17 protein-coding genes are annotated in these 20996 nt (G+C 45.6%); 9 read left to right on the plus strand and 8 right to left on the minus strand.

What is annotated here, in order from left to right:
• Nucleotides 1–62: 62 nt before the first annotated feature.
• Entirely contained in the window at nucleotides 63–827 is a 765-nt protein-coding gene (cysZ, locus tag FJQ87_RS12800; RefSeq protein ID WP_276613171.1) for a sulfate transporter CysZ, read from the plus strand.
• A 160-nt stretch (nucleotides 828–987) separates the two neighbouring features.
• A complete protein-coding gene (locus FJQ87_RS12805) occupies nucleotides 988–2091 on the plus strand; it encodes a S41 family peptidase (protein ID WP_168195194.1) in 1104 nt (367 codons plus the stop codon).
• Between the two features lie 28 nt (nucleotides 2092–2119).
• On the opposite strand, the gene FJQ87_RS12810 is transcribed toward FJQ87_RS12805, so the two are convergent.
• The gene (locus tag FJQ87_RS12810) at nucleotides 2120–3271 is read right to left on the minus strand and encodes a beta-ketoacyl-ACP synthase III (protein ID WP_140932961.1); all 1152 of its coding nucleotides are present in this window, start codon (nucleotides 3269–3271) and stop codon (nucleotides 2120–2122) included.
• Between the two features lie 217 nt (nucleotides 3272–3488).
• Here FJQ87_RS12810 and cysK point away from each other — a divergent pair, with 217 nt between their 5' ends.
• Nucleotides 3489–4457, plus strand: a complete 969-nt coding sequence (cysK, locus tag FJQ87_RS12815) for a cysteine synthase A (RefSeq protein WP_140932962.1) — start codon at nucleotides 3489–3491, stop codon at nucleotides 4455–4457.
• 41 nt (nucleotides 4458–4498) lie between these two features.
• Here cysK and FJQ87_RS12820 read toward each other — a convergent pair whose 3' ends face one another.
• Nucleotides 4499–5191: a TetR/AcrR family transcriptional regulator gene (locus tag FJQ87_RS12820; RefSeq protein ID WP_140932963.1), complete on the minus strand. Its 693-nt coding sequence runs from the start codon at nucleotides 5189–5191 to the stop codon at nucleotides 4499–4501.
• 234 nt (nucleotides 5192–5425) lie between these two features.
• Between FJQ87_RS12820 and FJQ87_RS12825 the strand changes: the two genes are divergently transcribed.
• A complete protein-coding gene (locus FJQ87_RS12825; RefSeq protein WP_140932964.1) occupies nucleotides 5426–6388 on the plus strand; it encodes a TDT family transporter in 963 nt (320 codons plus the stop codon).
• Nucleotides 6389–6466: 78 nt separating this feature from the next.
• On the opposite strand, the gene yfcC is transcribed toward FJQ87_RS12825, so the two are convergent.
• The 3 genes from yfcC to FJQ87_RS12840 all read right to left on the minus strand — a co-directional run bounded on the left by yfcC (nucleotide 6467) and on the right by FJQ87_RS12840 (nucleotide 9825).
• Nucleotides 6467–8005: a putative basic amino acid antiporter YfcC gene (yfcC, locus tag FJQ87_RS12830; RefSeq protein ID WP_140932965.1), complete on the minus strand. Its 1539-nt coding sequence runs from the start codon at nucleotides 8003–8005 to the stop codon at nucleotides 6467–6469.
• Nucleotides 8006–8161: 156 nt separating this feature from the next.
• Nucleotides 8162–9589 carry a sodium/pantothenate symporter gene (panF, locus tag FJQ87_RS12835; RefSeq protein WP_140932966.1) on the minus strand — a complete coding sequence of 476 codons (1428 nt, stop codon included), beginning with the start codon at nucleotides 9587–9589 and terminating at the stop codon, nucleotides 8162–8164.
• Nucleotides 9586–9825, minus strand: a complete 240-nt coding sequence (locus FJQ87_RS12840; protein ID WP_140932967.1) for a DUF997 family protein — start codon at nucleotides 9823–9825, stop codon at nucleotides 9586–9588. Before FJQ87_RS12840 ends, panF begins: the two co-directional genes overlap by 4 nt.
• Nucleotides 9826–10008: 183 nt before the next feature.
• Between FJQ87_RS12840 and ycaO the strand changes: the two genes are divergently transcribed.
• Entirely contained in the window at nucleotides 10009–11763 is a 1755-nt protein-coding gene (ycaO, locus tag FJQ87_RS12845; RefSeq protein ID WP_140932968.1) for a 30S ribosomal protein S12 methylthiotransferase accessory factor YcaO, read from the plus strand.
• A gap of 353 nt (nucleotides 11764–12116) precedes the next feature.
• Complete coding sequence (locus FJQ87_RS12850) at nucleotides 12117–13025, plus strand: LysR substrate-binding domain-containing protein (RefSeq protein ID WP_140934114.1); 909 nt, start codon at nucleotides 12117–12119, stop codon at nucleotides 13023–13025.
• A 108-nt stretch (nucleotides 13026–13133) separates the two neighbouring features.
• Here the strand turns inward: FJQ87_RS12850 and FJQ87_RS12855 are convergent, their stop codons facing one another.
• Nucleotides 13134–13631 (minus strand): CBS domain-containing protein, encoded by a 498-nt coding sequence (locus tag FJQ87_RS12855; RefSeq protein ID WP_140932969.1) that lies wholly within the window; start codon nucleotides 13629–13631, stop codon nucleotides 13134–13136.
• A gap of 1 nt (nucleotide 13632) precedes the next feature.
• Nucleotides 13633–14499: a formate transporter FocA gene (gene focA / locus FJQ87_RS12860; protein ID WP_140932970.1), complete on the minus strand. Its 867-nt coding sequence runs from the start codon at nucleotides 14497–14499 to the stop codon at nucleotides 13633–13635.
• Between the two features lie 772 nt (nucleotides 14500–15271).
• On the opposite strand from focA, the gene FJQ87_RS12865 reads away from it, so the two are divergent.
• The 3 genes from FJQ87_RS12865 (at nucleotide 15272) to pflA (ending at nucleotide 20382) form a co-directional block, all read left to right on the plus strand.
• Nucleotides 15272–16756 (plus strand): DUF3360 family protein, encoded by a 1485-nt coding sequence (locus FJQ87_RS12865; RefSeq protein ID WP_140932971.1) that lies wholly within the window; start codon nucleotides 15272–15274, stop codon nucleotides 16754–16756.
• 543 nt (nucleotides 16757–17299) lie between these two features.
• Nucleotides 17300–19582: a formate C-acetyltransferase gene (gene pflB / locus FJQ87_RS12870; RefSeq protein ID WP_140932972.1), complete on the plus strand. Its 2283-nt coding sequence runs from the start codon at nucleotides 17300–17302 to the stop codon at nucleotides 19580–19582.
• A 62-nt stretch (nucleotides 19583–19644) separates the two neighbouring features.
• Nucleotides 19645–20382, plus strand: coding sequence for a pyruvate formate lyase 1-activating protein (gene pflA, locus FJQ87_RS12875; protein ID WP_140932973.1), 738 nt, complete (start codon nucleotides 19645–19647; stop codon nucleotides 20380–20382).
• Between the two features lie 12 nt (nucleotides 20383–20394).
• Here pflA and yfbV read toward each other — a convergent pair whose 3' ends face one another.
• Nucleotides 20395–20838 (minus strand): terminus macrodomain insulation protein YfbV, encoded by a 444-nt coding sequence (gene yfbV, locus FJQ87_RS12880; protein ID WP_140932974.1) that lies wholly within the window; start codon nucleotides 20836–20838, stop codon nucleotides 20395–20397.
• Nucleotides 20839–20996: the final 158 nt, after the last annotated feature.

The raw sequence follows: 20996 nt of genomic DNA on the forward strand, positions 1-20996 counted from the left end.
ACTTGCGTCACAGCGGCGTTAACCGTCACAATCAAGCAAGTGTTATCAATGGAGATTTCCCTGTGCGTGTGCAAACGGCTAAAAGTGGCGTTAATTATTTTATGCAAGGATTCGAGTTAATCCGCCAACCTGGATTGCGAACCTTTGTCATTATTCCTTTGCTCATCAATATTCTACTGTTTGCGGTCGGTTTTTATTTTGGCCTTGGGCATTTAAAGGTGGTGTTTGCCGATTTAGCGGCCTGGTTACCTGAGTCTCTCAGCTGGCTTAATGTGATTTTATGGCCGCTGGCGGTGTTATCTCTGGTGGTCGTCATGGCGTTTACCTTTAGTGCCGTGATGAACTGGCTGGCGGCGCCGTTTAACGGTTTGTTAGCTGAGAAAACCGAAGCCTTACTCACAGGTAAACCGCTCAATACGGGGGGAGCCATCGATACCGTCAAAGATGTGCCTCGGATGCTAGGACGCGAATGGATAAAACTGAAATACTATTTACCGCGGGCCCTGGTATTGTTGCTGCTCTTCTTAGTGCCCTTGATTGGCCAAACCTTAGCCCCGGTAATGTGGTTTTTATTTAGTGCATGGATGATGGCGGTGCAATATTGCGATTATCCGTTTGATAACCACAAGGTATCGTTTCAAGACATGCGTTTTGCCCTGCGTCAAACCAAAGGTAGCAGTATGAGTTTTGGTGCTACTGCTACCCTGTTTTCCATGATACCTATTGTTAACTTTATTGTGATGCCGGTAGCCATCTGCGGTGCCACGGCGATGTGGGTGGATAAATACCGTCCTGCTTATTGCAATTTAAGTATCAGTGAAGACTAGCTTACGGTTCCAAGCCTTAGTGAAACCTTGCTTCGGCTTCGGCTTCGGCTTCGGCTTGGGCCGCCATAGATTGTTAACCGATTGTTGCCGTGCTAAATTAAAAATCATCACCTCTAAAGTACGTCACATGACATTTAAATACTGGGTCACATTTCTCACGATGGCAATTATCACCGGCTGTCAACATCCGACCGGCCAAACGAGCACAGTTTCAGCGGCGCAAACATGCCAACAGGATCTGAAATTTTTACCGGATTTTTTACTCACCAATGATACTGGCGCACCCAACCACTTTGCCCAAAAGGGGCACGAGCACTTTGACAAAGCATTGCAACACGCACTCACCCAAGCCAACACAATTACTCAGCTACCTCAATGTCAGGGGATTATTGCCGATTACTTACGACAATGGCGCCCAGGTCATTTAGGCATTGTTTCCTTATTACCAGAAGACGCCAATACCACAATCCCTGTCAGTGGTAACAACCAGCTAATCGTAAGCGATGCACCGCAATTGACCATACTATCTTCGCAAACCTTGTTGTTGACTTTACCGAGCTTTGCTTGGGAATATCAAGCGCCAATTGAAGCCTTACTCAATGACAATCGTACCACTTTTGATAGCCATCCCTATTGGATCCTTGATGTCCGAAGTAATGGTGGTGGCAGTGATAGCAGTTATCGTCAGTTGTTATCCAGGGTCCTCCACAATCAATCCGTGAGTCATGGCGCCGAGTTTTTGGTCACCCGCGCCAATATCAAGGCACAAACTGATATATGTGTGGCCCAAGCCGATAACCTGGGGTGCCAGCAATTTATTGAGCCCGTGGTCAGTGCCATGAACCAAGCGTCCAATGGTGACTATGTGCTTCCAATAGGCCGTCACGCGCTAAGGTATCATCTATCTCAAGCCAATAACGTCGCGCCACAACGGGTAGCCGTGCTAATTGACCGCCAATGTGCTAGTTCATGTGAAGAGTTTTTATTAGACATCCGCCAAGGTTTTAATGTGAAGTTAGTTGGCAGGCGAAGCTACGGCGCCCTTGATTACTCTAATATGCGGCCGACGATCCTTCCTTCGCAGGCCTTTGAGTTATATTACGCCACCAGCCGCTCTACCCGTTTGCCCTATTTGCCGGTCGATGTCGCTGGGATTCCCCCGGATATTTATTTACCGCTAGCCTCTGTTCAAGGCTTTGAACAAGAAGTAAAAGCCACTCAGCACTGGCTCGAAACCGGGAAATTTCAACCAACCGATGAATAGAAACATGGTACGTAATCGCTACATCCCATTACACGGCGCGCAAAATGACACTGCCAATTGAGTAGCCAGCACCAAACGAGCATAACAAACCCAAATCATCGGCCTGTAAATCATCACGATATAAGTGCAGCGCAATAATCGATCCTGCCGAAGCCGTATTGGCATATGTGTCTAGCACCACAGGGCAGCGTTCGTGAGTGACGTTATCGCCCAGCAGTTTTTTCGCCACAAATTGATTCATATTGATATTGGCTTGATGCAACCAAAAGCGCTTAAAATCTTCGGGTTCCAGCTGCAGTTGTTGTAACTGTTGCTCAAGATGTTGATAAATCATGGGCAATAATTCTTTAAATACCTTACGCCCTTGCTGACTAAATAAATTACTGGCGCTGTGCTCTGTCTCAGGGCTGCAGCGATTCATCAAACCAAAGTTACTGCGGATATTGCTTGAGTATTGAGTGGCAAGTTTAATGGATTCAATCAGTAAGGGCCGCGCTCGCTTGATATGCGAAGGCGCTGGCTTATTCACACTGTCAGTTCCATGCCAAACCTCAAGGACTAATGCGGTCGCAACATCACCAAAGATAAAGTGACTATCACGATCGCGCAGATTGATTTGCGGAGTACAAATCTCAGGGTTAATCACTAGCACCTTAGTGGCTTGGCCGGAGATAATAGCCGCTTGGGCATTGGCGATAGCAAACGTCGCCGACGAACATGCCACCTGCATATCGTAAGCCATGCCTTGGCACCCAAGATGGTGCTGAATTTCAATGGCAATAGCTGGATAGGCGCGCTGCGCATACGCACACGCCACTATCACTAAATCTATGTCACTGGCATCACAATCTGCATTAGCAAGTGCCTCTTGCGCGGCAATAGCCCCCATCTGCGCTTGCAGGCTGAGTTCATCATCAAGGCGCGGCGCAATGAGCGGCATCAGTACATTGATATCTAGCATGCCCTGTTTTTGAATGACATGGCGCTGCTTAATACCTGAGGCTTTTTCAATAAATTCACTCGACGACATGGCTAATTCAAGCTCAGTGCCGGCGGCAATAGCCTCCTTATGCTCTTCATTGAAGGCTTGGGCATACTGATTAAAACTTGCGACTAACTCATCATTGGTGATCACATCGCTTGGAGTGTACAAACCCGTACCACTAATCACTATTTGCATTGGTTTTTCCTTGTCAGAAGTTTGAATTACGATAGCAAGACGGCGCAAAAGAAGACACAGAAATCATCAAGCAGCTCTTAGTGCTAGTGGTGACAGCGTTTTATCAATAACAGCAATTCATTTTATAACTAAAAGAAATATACAAGAGCAAACAGTCACTTCACTTTAGCGCCAGCCTAGCTATGCTGAACTCAATCAAATCGAAGGAGTCAGTTACATGAGTAAAATTTTTGAAGACAATTCACTGACCATAGGCCATACACCTTTGGTACGCTTGAATCGAGTGAGCAATGGTCGCGTACTGGCTAAGATTGAGGCAAGAAATCCAAGTTTTAGCGTTAAATGTCGTATTGGTGCCAATATGATTTGGGACGCTGAGCAAAAAGGTTTATTAACGCCAGGCAAAGAACTGGTTGAACCAACCTCAGGTAACACAGGTATTGCATTAGCCTATGTGGCGGCAGCGCGTGGTTATGCCCTGACGTTAACTATGCCAAGTACTATGAGTCTTGAGCGCCGTAAATTATTAAAAGCCTTAGGTGCTAATTTAGTGTTAACCGAAGGCCCTAAAGGCATGAAAGGCGCGATTGATAAAGCTGAGGAAATTCGCGCTGTTAATCCAGAAAAATATGTACTGCTAGGCCAATTTGATAACCCAGCCAACCCAGAAATTCATGAGAAAACCACTGGGCCTGAAATTTGGCACGATACTGATGGCGCCATAGATGTGTTTGTTGCTGGAGTGGGTACAGGCGGCACAATTACAGGTGTAAGCCGCTATATTAAACAGACTCAAGGCAAAGCGATTGTTAGTGTGGCGGTAGAACCTATCGACTCACCTGTGATCTCTCAAGCCTTAGCTGGGGAGCCGCTAAAGCCTGGCCCACATAAAATTCAAGGCATAGGCGCAGGTTTTATCCCTGGTAACCTCGACCTATCGTTAATTGATAGAGTCGAAGGCGTCAGTAATGATGATGCCATCGCCATGGCACTGCGCTTAATGAAAGAAGAAGGCATTTTAGTGGGTATTTCTTCTGGCGCCGCGGTAGTTGCTGCCAATCGCATTGCTGCCCTGCCAGAATTTGAAGGTAAAAACATAGTAGTGATTTTACCGTCTGCGGCCGAGCGTTACTTAAGTTCAGCCTTATTCCAAGGCCAGTTTAGTGAATTAGAAACTGAGCAATAATCTAGCCACAAAATTGCTAATAATAAGGGGCCTAGTGCCCCTTATTTTATTATCTCATTGAAAAATAATTGTAGATTTTTACTCGCATCGTCAGCTTTATCTTGCTCATCAATAAGCAGGTAATATTCAAAATGGCGAATGAGCGCCACTAATCCGTGAGCCCGTAACCGCCCTTGCTCTACCCCTATGTCGTCAAAAAATCCACCTACGCTATCGAGTATCATGTTTTCCAACATAACAATCGCCTTGGCCAGCAAGGGCTTTTTGATGGCCTCTTCATAGAAAATTCGCTCAATTCTGCGGGCATTAACGTCAGCGGCCTTATCATAAATATGGTTGAGCACTAATAAAGAGAAGTGATCGACTAATGATTTAGCCTCAACAGGCTTAGGCTCGCAAGTTTGGTGAGCGCTTGCAAATAATTGGTAAGCAGCAAGTTTCACTTTTTCACTACGCGCCATGGCAAGCTCGGCAAAGTGCATTAGCGAGTCATGAATAAGCATTTGAATGTCTTCAAAATAATAGGTTGTTGCTGCGAGTGACACTTGCGCCACTTCAGCCACGGCGCGGTGGCGCACACCACGAATACCTTCATTGGCTACTATGGTTAAACAAGCATCAAGAATCGCCATACGAGTGGCAATGCCATCTTTACGCCGCGTCTGACGCCCCAGATAGGTAAATTGGTAGTCACTATTGCGTGCGGCTGATGTGGCTAATGAGTCATTGTCCATGCGTGCATCTCCCTGCCCCAAACAAAAACAAAAACAAAAACAAAAACAAAAACAAAAACAAAAACAATCCTGTAACAATCAATAAGACTACACAAGCTAAACTAGTGATAAATCACGCTTTCAGTCACTCATTCAATTTTATTTAATCTTTAAGTTTGGTTAATCAAATATTATGACGAGCTCAATTCCCTTATAATAGCGTCAGCTTCTCTTATCAGACCTTGAGGTCCTTTCATGCAACACAGTTGGCATCAAAAATTAGCATCGTTACCTAGCCCTATGGCCGGACTTGCCCTTGGGATTGCCAGTCTTGGCTGGTGCTGGGAATCCATGTCATCACAATTAAATAGCCAAGCACAAATTGTGAGTGCGGGCATTGCTGCTGTCATGTTGCTGTTATTAACTGCAAAATTCCTGTTGCACCCTAAAGTGTTAAAAAACGAATTATCTCATCCTGTCGTAGGTAGCGTTATTCCTACCTTCGCTATGGCATTAATGGTGATTTCAAAAGCGGTGGGAATATTCTCTGTCACCATTGGCTTAGGCTTATGGCTGTTTGCTATTGCGATTCATTTAGTCTTTTTAGCGGCATTTGCTTACTATCGCGCCATCGATTTTAAACTAGATCATATGGTGCCTAGCTGGTTCGTACCGCCTATTGGCATCATAGTAGCTGCGGTGTCTTTTCCTGGACAAGGCTATGGTACCTTAGCCGAAATCATAGTGATTTTTGGTATGCTGTGTTACTTAGTGATGCTGCCTATCATGCTGTATCGCTTGATTTTTGGTACTCCTATTGCCGATGCGGCCAAGCCTACTATCGCGATTTTAGCCGCGCCAGCCAGTCTGTCGTTAGCCGGTTACTTAACTATTACTAGTCAGCCATCGATTGCCATTGTCGGCCTACTGCTTAGTATTGCCTTGCTGATGACTGGCGTTATTTATCTGGCCTTTTTCCACTTAATGAAATTGCCTTTTAGCCCAGGTTACGCAGCTTTTACTTTCCCTATGGTGATTGGCGCCACGGCTTTATTTAAGACCTCAGCTTGGTTAACCCACTTTGATGCTATGTTACCTCTTAGCCATACAGTGCATCTCTTGGCTGTGATTGAGCTAGTGATAGCGACCGCTGTGGTAAGTTATGTCGCCCTGAGATACGTCATGCATTATTTCCCTAAGAATGATCATGCGTTTTAAATAAATGACATTCCTTAATTTCCCATAAAAAAACAGCGCATGATGCGCTGTTTTTTTATTTATTGATTTTGCCGCTAGTTAAGCAAAACCAATATAGTGACCAAATAATACTGTCACGCTTGAAAGCACTAATAAGGCCAACATAAAGCGCCAAATGAACTTAAGCCAATCACCCCAATCAACACGGCACACACCTAACGTTGCCATTAAGGATGCTGAGGTTGGAACTAAAATATTGGTAAAACCATCACCCAATTGAAATGCTAATACTGACACTTGACGGCTAACGCCCACAAGATCGGCAAGTGGCGCCATCAAAGGCATAGTGAGTGCCGCTTGACCTGAACCTGAAGTCACAAAGAAGTTAAAGGCCGATTGGAATAACAACATAAACCAAGCCGATAACGCATCAGGTAACTGGCCAATGGCTGAACCAGCTGCAGACAATATGCTATTAAGTACACTGGGTTCGGTGGCTTTACCGCCGCCTAACAAGAGCAAGATACCCGAAGCACAGCCCACTAAAATGGCAGGTTCTATCATGGTGGCGGCGCCTTGCTTAAAGCTTCTAGCCATTTGATTGATGGTCATGCCGTTAAGTCCAAAGAGCACGCCCACTAACCCCACGGCTAAGCCCATAGTAAAGAATTGGCTCGCAATCTCAGGAATAAACCAAGCATGGGCAACCACGCCCCAAACCACCCAAGCTACGGTGGCGATAATAACGCCTATCACTAACCAGTCGCCTAAACCAAAGCGGCTATCGAGCGAACAGTGACTTTGCTGCTCCCGGAAGAAAGCATCTGAGTGATAGCTGTAAGATGAAGTGGGTGACTTTTGAATACGACTCGCATAGCGCATGGTAAATATGATACCAAACAAGGTGAATAGCACCCACATAGGGACGCGGAACTCACTGCCAGATAATACCGGCACGCCGGCAATACCTTGGGCAATCGCCACGCCAAACGGGTTCATCCACGATGAGGCAAAACCGACTTGAGTGGCCACATAAGTCACCATAACCGTAGTAATGCCATCGTATCCCAAGCGGATCATCAATGGACAAATAATGATGGCAAAGGCAATAGCTTCTTCACCCATGCCAAATACGGCGCCGCCTAAAGAAAATAAAGTAAATAAGGCGGGAATAAATAACTTTTCATTGCCACGAGTCTTATCGATAAGGCGTAAAATACCGTTATCTATGGTACCTGTCGCCATGACTATGCCAAATGAACCGCCTATCACCAACATAAACATGATGACGCCAATAGCGCTGCCCCATTTAGAGCCAGAAGTCAGTCCTTCAAATGCAAAATTGAAAAAACCAACATCACCACCACCGGCAAACAAAGACACAGGGGCTAATTTAGGCTCGCCATTGTCATCGAGGGCATAACGGAATGAATCGGGATCAACGACTTGTCGAGTTTTCTCAACGCCATCCATCACATAGTGGGCTTCTTGTGTTTCAAAAGAACCGATAGGGATGAGGTAAGTCATTATGGCTGCGACGATTGCCACAAAAAAGATGATGACCAAGGTATCTGGCATTTGCCAGCGACGAGTGCTGCTGGTGCTTGCGCTCGCCTCAATGGATTGTGTCAAAGACATGGGGGGCACCCTTTATTATTCGAAGAGGATGCAATATAAACTAATTTTTACGTAGAACCCAGACCACAAAGGTTATCTGGGTCACAACAGATGCATATTTATGCAAACACTTGCCATTAATTATGACTATTAGCGCTAGTTAATGACGATGATTGCTTAAACTATGGCTTGGCGGCGACAGTACCCCTGATAGGCAACCACGGTCAACATAGCCACTAAAGACAAGAGTAATGCGGGCACAATCGCGTGCACATTATATGGCAATGGCCCAAACTGAAATGCCAGCAAGTAACTAATGAGTCCTGTCGCCATAGCTGCTAACGCAGCTTCACCACTAATGCTTGGCCAGCATATACCCGCGACAATCGGCCATAAGAACACAGATTGCAGCGCGCCAAAGGCGGCTAAATTCAGCCAAACAATCATATCAGGCGGCTTTAATGCCCACCACGCGGCAAGCAAGGTAATGACTACCATAGCCACGCGCGTCAAGGTTAATTGGCGCTCACTTGACATAGTCGGGCGAGTTTTAACGACGGCATCACGCACTAAGGTCACTGCAGACTGCAGCAACATAGAGTCTACCGATGACATCACCGCCGCAATGGGAGCGGCTAATAACAAACCCGCGACCCAAGGCGAAAATAACCCTGCGATTAACTTAGGCATAATTTCATCGGGAATGGTCAAATCTGGATAAATAGCGCGGCCAAAGAAGCCACATAAGTGCGGTAATAAAGTCATTAATAAACTAATGGCCGTGCCGTACACCATGCCTTTACGCAGCGCCTGTTTATCTTTTACCGCTAATAAACGCACCACGGTATGGGGTAAACCTAAGGTGCCAAAACACACCAACACCCAAAAAGATAACATCATAGGCCAACCTAGTTGTTGCTCGCTGCCCCAAGGTGACAATAATGGGCTCTGCTGTTGATTTAAGTTAGCGAGCATAGCCGGTACATCGCCTTTAATCAGTAGCGTTACCAGCAATACCACTATGCCAAGCGTCATGACTATGCCTTGCACCGCATCGGTTGCCGCCACAGCGCGAAAGCCACCCGTTAAGGTGTAAGCTAACACTGTCACCACAAAAATGGCTAAACCTAGCTCATAACTGATACCGCTCACGCCAGCAAACATGCGCGCACCACCAATAAATTGCACTGTGATCATGGCGATAAAACCCGCCACTAAGCTCACAATCGCAATGCGGCTTAACCACGGACTATTAAATCTATGATCTAACCATTCAAGTAAGGTGGAGTGACGATCTTTTAAGGCTAAAAATTTTGGCCCAAGCACGCCTAAGGTCAACATGGCGACAGGCACTTGAATGAGTGCTAACCACACCCAACCTAAACCAATTTTATAGGCAGCGCCGGGGCCGCCAATGAAAGAGCTCGCGCTGGTATAAGTAGCCACTAAGGTCAAAGCGACTAGCGGGCCATTAAGAATACGGCCACCAATAAAGAAGCGATTGGCTTTATCGGCCACTAACCCTGTTTTCATCTTACTGGCAATAATGCGGCTGATATAAAGACTAAAAATGAGATAGATAACTACTGCTATTAAGGCTGTCACAGTTCATTTCCCCCATGGTTAGTATCAGCAGATTGATGATTAATGGCCGCTAATGCCGCCAATAATAACAACGGCGCCGCGACACAAGAACACCAAAACCACAGCGGCATACCGAGCCAACTGCCACGTTCACTGAGAAATAAAGGTCCAAAGGCCCACACCAGGAAATACCCTAGGGCCAAGCATAAAATAATGACGGCCGGTGTGACTCGTTTCGCTAAGGAAGAGGAAAACATACACTCGCACTTTTGTAGAATGCTTGAAAACGCGCGATTCTAGACCATTTGGCATCATTTGTCATGATTGCGCGTTAGACAAAAGCCCATGGCAAACAAGTATCATTCCACTTTGATGATCTTCTCGATACAATGGCCGCAATTGTGACGTGGTACACGTCACCCTATGCCAATGAGGAAGTCATGAATCACACTTATATCCCTGGTAAAGATGAAGCCTTAGAAGTTTCAATTGCCACTATGCAACAGCGCTTAGTCGAACTTGGATTCGATATCGAAGAGGCCTCTTGGCTTAATCCAGTGTCATACGTTTGGTCTGTGCATATTCGCGACCGTAACTGCCCAGCATGCTTTACCAATGGTAAAGGCGCGAGTAAAGATGCGGCCTTGGCCAGTGCATTAGGGGAATATTTTGAGCGTTTAGCCTGTAACTATTTTTTTGCCGACTTCTATTTAGGCGAAGAGATAGCCAATAGTGAGTTTGTGCACTATCCCAATGAAAAATGGTTTGCCGTGACTGATGATACCCGTCCTGCAGGTCTGATGAATGAGGCCTTGTGGCAGCATTACGATCCAGAAGATGAAGTCACTATGGCAGGCTTAGTGGATTTACAATCAGGTAATATGGAACGCGGTGTATGCGCCCTGCCATTTACTCGCCAATCGGATAACCAAGTGACTTACATACCGATGAACATTATCGGCAATATGTTTGTGTCTAACGGTATGGCGGCAGGTAATACCGCAACGGAAGCGCGCACTCAAGCCTTAAGCGAGTGTTTTGAGCGTTATATTAAAAACCGCATCATAGCCGAATCTATCAGCCTGCCTGAAATTCCCGCTGATGTAGTTAACCGTTTCCCGAAAGTGGTAGCGGCTATCAATGAATTAGAACAGCAAGGTTTCCCTATCACCTGTTTTGACGCTTCATTAGGCGGCGAATACCCTGTGATTTGTGTGACCTTATTCAACCCAGACAATGGCGGTTGTTTTGCCTCTTTTGGCGCCCATCCACGCTTTGAAATTGCGCTGGAACGCACTGTGACTGAGTTACTCCAAGGTCGCAGCTTAAAAGATTTGGATATCTTCCCATCACCATCATTTGATAATGATGAAGTATCTGATCACACTAACCTTGAGACTCACTTTATTGATTCATCAGGCTTAGTGTCTTGGGATTTATTCCGAGCAGATAGCGATTTTGACTTTGTTGATTGGAACTTTGAAGGCAACACTGATGAGGAATTCCATCAGTTATTGAATAAATTCCATGACTTAGGCGCTGAAGTCTATATTGCGGATTACAGCCACTTACAAACCTATGCGTGCCGCGTATTAGTGCCTGGTTATTCAGAAATTTACCCTGTGTACGAGTTAACTTGGGTCAATAACAACCGCGCTATGGCACTGCGTCAGCAAATCCAGCAATGGCTTGATGTTAAGCAAGATGCCGCCTTAGCTGCTGAAATTATCGATAGCTTAGATGCCTTAGATGTTGATGAATTCCAGCCGCTCGATCAGCTGTTAGGCTTAGGTGTTGATGCTTCATCGCCATGGAGCACTCTGCGCGTTGGTGAATTACGCTGTTTGTTATCCTTAGCCGCCGGTGATTTAGAATCGGCACTGGAATGGGCTGAATGGACCACAGGCTTTAATGCCGGCGGTATTAGCAGTGATCTGCAACGCCGTTTGCGTTTTTATCATGCCGTACAAGCCATTTTGAACATTCAATTGGCCGATGGCGATGTTAATCAATACCAAGCAGCCTTTAAGCGCATGTTTGGTGAACAAGACTACGCTGCGGCATTTGCTCATGTTAGCAATACTGCCCAAGGCTATGATTTGATGCATATTCGTCAGTTAACTGAATTCACTAAGCATCAAAAACTGCTACAAGCCTATCAAAAGTTACAAGCGGCTAAAGCCAACTGGGCTTAAGCACACTGGCTAGGCACGTAATTGCCTAGCTTTGAGTCACTAATGGCTTAATCGCTCATCAACACACCAACCATGACGGTTGGTGTGTTGTTATAAAACCTATCTTATTCTCCCCTCTTTATCAGTAATGTGTCATCCACTCATCTCGGTTCATGGCGAAATATAGCCCGCAGTAAACTAACCAAGCGTGTCACAGTGAGAACTTAGCCTTTAGGTAACTCAGGGATAACTCACAAAATACGTTTTTGATACGTGAGGCCACTCGTAAAAGCTAACACTGCTGCCTTTGACCTATTGAGTCCAACCCCTAGCATGACTACCATGGGGTAATCCCTAACAGCATGAGATCTAAAGTGAAATACTCGCTAAAACAAATTGAAGTTTTTGATGCCATTGCCAGTCAAGAAAGTGTAAGCGCCGCCGCACGTAAATTGATGATGACGCAATCTGCGGTGAGTATGTCGCTATCTCAATTAGAAAACCAACTCGGCCGCCCGCTATTCAGTCGCCAAGGTAACCGCTTAGTGCTCAGTCACTGGGGTCATTGGCTGCGGCCTAAGGCGCGCAGTTTACTCAATGATGCCCGTCAAATTGAAAGCGGCTTGCATGATCAACAAGTGATTAGTGGTGACTTGTCCATTTGCGCCAGTCAAACGGCGGCAGAGCACTTAATTCCTGAGCTTATCAGTAAAATTGATAGTGACTTTCCACAATTACATATCCGAATAGACGTAGAAAATACGGAAACTGTGATCCAACGTTTGCTCAACTATGATTTTGATTTAGGTGTGATTGAAGGACGCAGTGATGATACCCGCATTACGTCAGTACCCTGGATAGATGACCACTTAGTGGTCGTTGGCGCCCCTGAACATGCGTTTGCTCATCAGGCTCAAGTATCACTCGAACAGTTAGCCGTCGCTAAATGGGTGTTGAGGGAACATGGCGCTGGCACGCGCCGCATCTTTGATGGCGCAGTACATGGCAAGATAGATAAGCTCAATGTGTGCCGTGAATACGAACAGGTCAGTATTTTAAAGGCTTTAGTCAAAGGAGGAAGTTACTTAAGTGCACTGCCTTGGCTTGATGTCATGCAAGATATTCAACGCGGTCAATTAGCCTTACTCCCAACGCCAAGCTTAGATATGCACCGCAGCTTAAGCTTTGTGTGGCGCAGTGATAGTACTAACAACCCACTGCGAGATTGTGTCCTCGCCCAAGCTAAGCGCCTTGCCAAACAAAAGGCTCAATCTACGCCTTAACCCTGTCCTATGAGCTCAGAGATAGCCTCTGACGACAATAGCAGACACAAAAAAGCCGCGATCATCGCGGCTTGTTTCATTGGGTGTAAATATTGCTAGCTACATAGCTTAGCTTGCACGCTTAGCCAGTAATAAATCGGCTAAAGCGGCGCGGCTCACCACCCCTTTAAGACTTGAGCCTTCAATCACAGGCAATACTTCAGCGTGCTGGCTACTGGCTTTACGTAAACGCTGCTCAAAGGTTAAATACGGACTAATCAACATGCCGTTATCATTGACATTAAATAGCACTTCTTTGTTCACCACTAAGGTTTCTATGAGCTGATTAACCTTAAGGCAAGGTCTTACCGCGGTAAATTCAGCGCACATTAAATCAGCCACAGTCAAACTGGTCTTACTGCTATATTCCTCTGACCATAAGCCCCGCATTATATCTTGCAGACCAATAGTGCCCGCTAAGGTTCCCGCTTTCATCACTAGTGCAATATCAACACCTTGTTGACGGCAAGTACCTAGAGCTTCAAATAATCCCGTTTCAGGAGACAGAGACACGGTATTAGTTTGCATTATGTCGGCCACGGTTAAACGTGCTAAGTAAGATTCCATCTTAATGTCCTTTTATTTGTAATAATTTTGATTGTTGTTCAATTACCCAGTACCCGAGCGCCACAATAACGCCGCCGCCGACTATGTTGCCAAGCGTCACAGGAATAAGGTTGTTGATGATAAAATTGGCAAACGTTAAGTCTTGATAGCTCATGGCACTAATGCCAAGACCATCGAAAAAAGCCGCAGGGGCGAACTCTGAGATAACTATGCCTAACGGCACCATGAAGAGATTGGCTATGCTGTGCTCAAAGCCACTGGAAACAAACATGGCAACTGGCAGCATTAATAATGTGGCACGCGCTAAGGCCTCTTTGCTGGCAAAAGTCATCCAGACCCCTAAACACACCAACATGTTGCATAAAATGCCTAAGGCAAAAGCCTGCCACCAGGTATGCTCGAGTTTATGCTGAGCAATATTGAGTGCATTAAGCCCCCATTGCCCATGGTCAAGTTGATGCATACCGCCTACCCATACGAGCAGTAGAATTAAGCTAGCACCAAATAAATTCCCCACATAAACCCGAGCCCAACACAGTAATAATTGCTTAGCCGTTACGCGTTTGTGCACATAGGTCAGCGTGCTAAGTACAGTGCTGGTAAACAGTTCAGCGCCGCAAATAACCACTAGTACTAGGCCTAAGCTAAACGCGAGACCGCCCGTTAACCGCACTAAGCCCCAAGGTGCTCCTTCTGCCCCAGTTGTCACTGTGATGTAAAACACGAAAGCCAGCGCAATAAAGGCGCCTGCAAAAATGGATAATCCTAAAGATTGACTCGCAGATTTCACCACTTTGGCATAGCCATATTGCTCGGCTAATACGCATAAGCTGGGTTCTGGGGGGCTCGGTACTGGACTGATTGTCATTGAGCCTCCACCAAGGCGACAAACGTCAATGACCGACCGCTTAATAACCTCATTATCATTCTCCTTATCTAATTATTATTCATCTAATGGCAAAGCCGACTTAACAATAGCCTGAGATAACCACTTGTAATAAATAGGTAATATTTGTTGCGGCCATCAATAAAATTGATAACTTTTGGCAGGTATTATGCGGTTTCACTCGTGCTGGCTTAGCTAAATCAGGGGTTTTAGCGCGTAAAGCTAAGCGCAATGATTGACTATTATTAATCTTGTGAGCAGCTGTCTGCGTGTATTGCGTTAATAGATATGGCGCAACTTAAGTAGCAGCTAAACAAGTAACAAGTATAATCATTATTTATCAGATACTTACCAACTTGCATTCAAGAAAGTAACGGCCGCAATAAGCTAAACGCAAAAACAGTGCCGCAAGTCACCAGTTAAGCTTAAATAAAGATGAACTTGTTAACTGGGTCGCAATTCGCCCAATCGACACCATCAAAAAAACTGATAGCACCTACAAGGACATATCAGCGTGTGATAATATTTAAAGGTAAATTGGTCTGACCAAATTAATCGGGTAACACGGATAGGATGTGGGCGCACTGCAGTCAGAAAATTGGGCTGCGACTTAAGCTAAAGTTTTAGCTTTTATCGTCACTGTCAAACAACGCCAGTATTCAACGTTTACCGTTGAAGTGGTTAAAAACACGGACTTACTACCCAAGTCAACAACAGAATTTTTTTGCTGTACTTGTCGGAGAATTGACAAATTATGACTAACACAGTCACCCCACCTGATGCTAAAGCTGAGCAAACAGGCTCGTATCAGGAGATGCATCGTCCATCGTCTGATTTTGAGACTCGCAGCGAATACTTAGATCATGAATTAGAAATCATGAAGCCAAGACGCTGGCGTTTAAACTTACCCGGTCGTGACTTTCGTTTCGAATGGGAAGATCTGGTCCCAGCATTAGCTGGAACTATTGGTATTACCGTTATGTATAGTGCGGTAATGTCATCCTATGCCGCGGCCTTTGGTTTAGGTGCCGACTTCGTTATCGAAAACGTACGAGTAGAGATGTGGGTATCTGCCCTGATCTTCTGTATTTTCGTGTCGGGCTTCATGAATCCTCGCGCTAACCTTGCTGGTAACCATGGCCCTATGATCCCTATGATCGGCATGATTGCTATGTCAGGTGGTCACCCATTAGCATTAGCTATTTTGATTGCCATTTTTGGTATGACACTTAGCTTAGTGAAAGGCGGCTCGCGGCTAGTTAACCTCACCAGTGAAGGGGTGGCCGGTGGACTCTTGGTCTACTTAGGTATTATGGGCGCGCAAAGCCAAATCAATAACTTAATCGATTGGGCTGAAGGCCTGAAGATGGGTTATGTGGCGTTTGCCGTACTGTTCCTAAACGTGGTGCTTTATGCTTACCTAGCCAAAATTGGTAAGCGTTGGTTAGCCATCCCTGCCTGTAGTGCTTTAGCCGTAGGTGTTGCGTTAGCTTTAGGCGCCCCGTTCCATTTCACGACTGAGCCAGGCTTACCTAACCTCAACCCAGTATACTGGTGGGGTTCAACCGAAACCGGTTGGAAATTAGGTTTACCAACCACTCAACATTTCTTAGCATCTTTACCTTTTGCTATCTTAGCTGTTGCTATGTGGTCTCCTGATTTCTTAGGTCACAGAATCTTCCAAGAGCTGAATTATCCTAAGAAAGCTAAAGAAGTATTGATGGATGTTGACGATACTATGGCGGGCTGTTCAGTGCGCCAGTTCGTAGGTACAGCATTTGGTGGTGGTAACGTAACATCAAGCTGGGGTACCTATATGATCCCTGCTGCTATCGCTAAGCGTCCTATCCCTGCGGGCGGTATTTTGCTGGGTATCATGTGTATTGTGGTTGCCACTGTCGGCTACCCAATGGACATAGCGGTATGGGCTCCGGTAATGAGTATCGCATTGCTAGTAGGTGTATTCTTACCTCTGCTTGAAGCGGGTATGCAGATGGTTAAATCTACTGCGTCTTCACAAACCGCGGGGATCTGTATCTTTGCCTCTATGGTTGTGAATCCAGTATTTGGCTGGGCATTAACTATGCTGTTAGACAACAATGGTCTGATCGGTGATAAAGAACGCGCTAAGCAATTATCAACCGCTGATCGCTTGATTATCCCAGGCTTAGCCTTTGCCGTATGTTTGGCTGCTATGCTGGCTGTGGGCATGATCCGCGGTATTCCTGCACTGCTCTAATCGCTTGCTGTTAATCGCTTGCCCCTATGGCACCTGTTTTACAGGTGCCATTTTTATAAACACCTATCCTCTGCTTAAATTTGTGACTAACATCACAGTCAAACCCTCGTTAAACCTCAAATTACTGCCAACTCAAAAAAACCTTTAAAAACATAGCGTTGCGCACGCATTTGTTGTGGTCGTTATTTTGTGCACAAAAAAACGTTCTCAAGTTAATGGTAGTTATGCCAGAAAATTGTTAGCTCGGTAACAATTTTATGATCTGATGCTGCGAAAGCGCACGGTTTAAGATGCGAGCCATTTTCTACTATGCTAATATGCTTTGGACAATTGGTCTTACCAATTTGATAAGTGGTGGTTTTCTTGATAGTCCACTTGTCTGTAATTTATTCCTTTGGAATAAGCTTACTCACTTCGCCTCGACATTCTATTAGGCAAACGCCTCAAGGTGTAGTGAGTGAAGGACTTAGTGCTGAACTGACTTTGGTGAAGGTGCCACGGCGGTTTCAGTAACCTTGATATCAACAAGAAGGTATTAGTACGATGACTGATAAAACTGATCTGTTTGCAAATGCGTGGGAAGGTTTCGTTCCTGGCGATTGGAAATCGGAGGTCAATGTACGTGACTTTATCCAAACTAACTACACCCCTTATGAAGGTGATGAGTCTTTCTTAGCCGGTCCTACCGAAGCCACCACAATTTTGTGGGACAAGGTTATGGAAGGCATTAAAGAAGAAAACCGCACTCATGCTCCAGTGGATTTTGATACTGACGTAGTATCTACCATCACTGCCCATGACGCTGGTTACATCATTAAAGATCTGGAGACCATCGTTGGTCTGCAGACTGAAGCGCCATTGAAGCGCGCCATGATGCCTAACGGCGGCGTACGTATGATCGAAGGATCATGCAAAGCTTACGGTCGCGTAATTAACCCAGAAGTTAAATACGTTTACTCTGAACTGCGTAAGACCCACAACCAAGGTGTATTCGACGTATACACTCCAGAAATCCTGGCTTGTCGTAAGTCTGGCATCCTGACTGGTTTACCTGATGCATATGGCCGTGGCCGTATCATTGGTGATTACCGTCGTGTTGCTCTGTACGGTATCGACTTCCTGATGAAGGATAAAGTGGCTCAGTTCACTTCATTACAAGCTAAGTTCGAAGCTGGTGATGATCTGCAAATGACCATGCAGTTGCGTGAAGAGATTTCTGAGCAGCACCGTGCTCTGGGTCAAATGAAGAAAATGGCTGCCAAGTATGGTTTTGACATTTCTCGCCCAGCGACCAACGCTCAAGAAGCTATCCAGTGGACCTATTTCGGTTACTTAGCTGCTATTAAGAGCCAAAATGGCGCAGCTATGTCATTAGGCCGTACTGCGACTTTCTTAGACGTGTTCATCGAACGCGATCTGAAAGCAGGTACCATCACTGAATCGCAAGCTCAAGAAATGGTTGACCATTTCGTAATGAAACTGCGTATGGTTCGCTTCCTGCGTACCCCAGAATACGATGAATTGTTCTCTGGCGACCCAATTTGGGCGACTGAGTCAATCGGCGGTATGGGTTTAGATGGTCGTACTTTAGTGAGCAAGAACAACTTCCGTTTCTTGAACACTCTGTACAACATGGGCCCAAGCCCAGAGCCAAACATCACTGTATTGTGGTCTGAGCAATTACCACAGGGCTTTAAAGAGTACTGTGCTAAAGTATCTATCGATACCAGCTCTATCCAGTACGAAAACGATGACCTGATGCGTCCTGATTTCGAATCTGACGATTATGCGATTGCTTGTTGTGTAAGCCCAATGATCGTGGGTAAGCACATGCAGTTCTTTGGTGCTCGTGCTAACTTAGCCAAGACCATGCTGTATGCAATCAACGGCGGCGTTGATGAAAAACTGAAGATCCAAGTAGGCCCAGTGGCTGACAAGATCACTGACGAAGTTCTGAACTTTGACGATGTGTTCTCACGCTTAGATTCTCTGATGGATTGGTTAGCGACTCAATATGTGAGCGCGCTGAACGCTATTCACTGGAGCCATGACAAGTACAGCTACGAAGCTGCCCTGATGGCACTGCATGACCGTGACGTACGTCGCACTATGGCTTGTGGTATCGCTGGTCTGTCTATCGCTGCTGACTCACTGTCTGCAATCAAGTTTGCTAAAGTGAAGCCAATCCGTGATGAAGACGGTATTGCTGTCGATTTCGAAATCGAAGGTGATTATCCTAAGTTTGGTAACAACGACGCTCGCGTTGATGATATCGCTTGTGACTTAGTTGAACGCTTCATGAAGAAAATCCGTGACAAGAAGATGTACCGCAATGCAGTACCTACTCAGTCAATCCTGACCATTACTTCTAACGTAGTATATGGTAAGAAGACTGGTACTACTCCAGACGGTCGTCCTTCAGGCGCGCCATTTGCTCCAGGTGCAAACCCAATGCATGGCCGTGATGAAAACGGTGCTGTAGCATCTCTGACTTCTGTTGCTAAACTGCCATTTGCTCACGCTCAAGACGGTATCTCTTATACTTTCTCTATCGTGCCAAATGCTTTAGGTAAAGATGACAGCCAACGTCGCACTAACTTAGCTGCGCTGATGGACGGTTACTTTGCTAACAACGAAGTACGTGAAGGTGGTCAACACTTAAACGTAAACGTTCTGAACCGTGAAACTCTGGAAGATGCAGTAGCACATCCAGAAAACTACCCACAGCTGACCATTCGTGTGTCTGGCTATGCGGTACGTTTCAACTCTCTGACTCCAGAGCAGCAACGTGACGTTATCACTCGTACTTTCACTAAATCTTTATAAGATTTAAGTAGTTAGACGATACGGCAGTGCATCCGCACTGCCGCTTTTTATCAGGAGACCCTATGACAATCACAGGACGCATTCATTCCATAGAATCTTTCGGCACCGTCGATGGTCCAGGAATTCGCTTTATTGCCTTTTTACAAGGCTGCTTAATGCGCTGTTTGTATTGCCATAATCGTGACACCTGGGATACCCATGCTGGTAAAGAAGTCACAGTCGAAGATTTGATGAAACAAATCCGCGCTTATATGGGTTTCTATACTAATGGTGGTGGTGTAACAGCCAGTGGTGGCGAAGCCCTACTGCAGCTCGATTTTATCAATGAATGGTTTAAAGCCTGTAAGGCTGAAGGTATCAACACTTGTCTTGATACTAATGGTATGTTGCGCAAATATACCCCGGTTATCGATGAACTACTCGATAACACCGATCTGGTAATGCTTGATATTAAACAGATGAATGATGAAAAACACATTGATCTGACCAAAGTAAGCAACCAAAGAACATTACAATTTGCTGAGTATTTGGCAAAGAGACAACAAAAAACTTGGATTCGTTACGTAGTCGTTGGTGGTCATACTGATGATATCGAGTCGGCTCGCGAATTGGCCGAGTTTATTAAGCCCATGAGTAATGTCGAAAAAATCGAATTACTGCCTTATCACGAGTTGGGTAAGCATAAATGGGATGTATTGGGCGATGAATATCAGCTCAATGATGTTTCGCCGCCAAGCAGCGAAACTATGGAAAAAATAAAGGCCGTTTTTGTTGAAATGGGCCTTAATGCGATCTACTGATTAATGCTTAACTTAGAGTTCTTCCCAATACTTGGGTTCTAAGCGCTCAAAAGCAAGTTTTAAAATATTTGCCATGTCCTGATAACGGGCATTGGCACCTAAAGGATGGCAACTGACACCCAGGTGTTGCAGTTTAGCCGACAGTTGATTGCCCCAATCTAATAAGGTTAACGGCAACGGATGTTGAGCTCGCCATCCTAACCAAATCAGTCCCTGTACTGGTAGGCTGAGAAAAAATAGCGTCATGGCTAAGGTTTGTGGGAATACATCCCAACCTAACAGGTAAAGCTGACTGAACATGACACCTATGGCCAATGCTGGTGTTACCGGCAAGGCCAACTGAGTCGCTCGCATGACGCGGTACTCGGGAAAGTAGTAACCCAATTGTCTGACCATAGGCCAAGTCTTCATATAATGACGACCAAGTCGAATGGTTTTGAGTAGTGAAGTGCTCAATGAATAGACACCAAAAAACTGAACCTGTTGTTACCTTAGCATAGCAAAGGGCTAGACCCAAACGCTGTCAAAGAAACACAGTAACTTCGCCCATAAGGGCATACGGTGCTCCGAAGTCATTCGGAGTCAGTAGTCGAGTGGTAACACTCATTCAATGG

The organism is Shewanella sp. SNU WT4 (assembly GCF_006494715.1).
Taxonomy (GTDB): domain Bacteria; phylum Pseudomonadota; class Gammaproteobacteria; order Enterobacterales; family Shewanellaceae; genus Shewanella.

Bases quoted from the DNA above. Each gene is read 5' to 3' on its own strand.
- FJQ87_RS12840 (WP_140932967.1), bottom strand. From the start codon at position 9,825: ATGTTTTCCTCTTCCTTAGCGAAACGAGTCACACCGGCCGTCATTATT.
- FJQ87_RS12865 (WP_140932971.1), top strand. From the start codon at position 15,272: ATGACTAACACAGTCACCCCACCTGATGCTAAAGCTGAGCAAACAGGC.
- cysK (WP_140932962.1), top strand. From the start codon at position 3,489: ATGAGTAAAATTTTTGAAGACAATTCACTGACCATAGGCCATACACCT.
- FJQ87_RS12805 (WP_168195194.1), top strand. From the start codon at position 988: ATGGCAATTATCACCGGCTGTCAACATCCGACCGGCCAAACGAGCACA.
- pflA (WP_140932973.1), top strand. From the start codon at position 19,645: ATGACAATCACAGGACGCATTCATTCCATAGAATCTTTCGGCACCGTC.
- FJQ87_RS12820 (WP_140932963.1), bottom strand. From the start codon at position 5,191: ATGGACAATGACTCATTAGCCACATCAGCCGCACGCAATAGTGACTAC.
- FJQ87_RS12855 (WP_140932969.1), bottom strand. From the start codon at position 13,631: ATGGAATCTTACTTAGCACGTTTAACCGTGGCCGACATAATGCAAACT.
- FJQ87_RS12825 (WP_140932964.1), top strand. From the start codon at position 5,426: ATGCAACACAGTTGGCATCAAAAATTAGCATCGTTACCTAGCCCTATG.
- pflB (WP_140932972.1), top strand. From the start codon at position 17,300: ATGACTGATAAAACTGATCTGTTTGCAAATGCGTGGGAAGGTTTCGTT.
- yfcC (WP_140932965.1), bottom strand. From the start codon at position 8,005: ATGTCTTTGACACAATCCATTGAGGCGAGCGCAAGCACCAGCAGCACT.
- ycaO (WP_140932968.1), top strand. From the start codon at position 10,009: ATGAATCACACTTATATCCCTGGTAAAGATGAAGCCTTAGAAGTTTCA.
- FJQ87_RS12810 (WP_140932961.1), bottom strand. From the start codon at position 3,271: ATGCAAATAGTGATTAGTGGTACGGGTTTGTACACTCCAAGCGATGTG.
- focA (WP_140932970.1), bottom strand. From the start codon at position 14,499: ATGACAATCAGTCCAGTACCGAGCCCCCCAGAACCCAGCTTATGCGTA.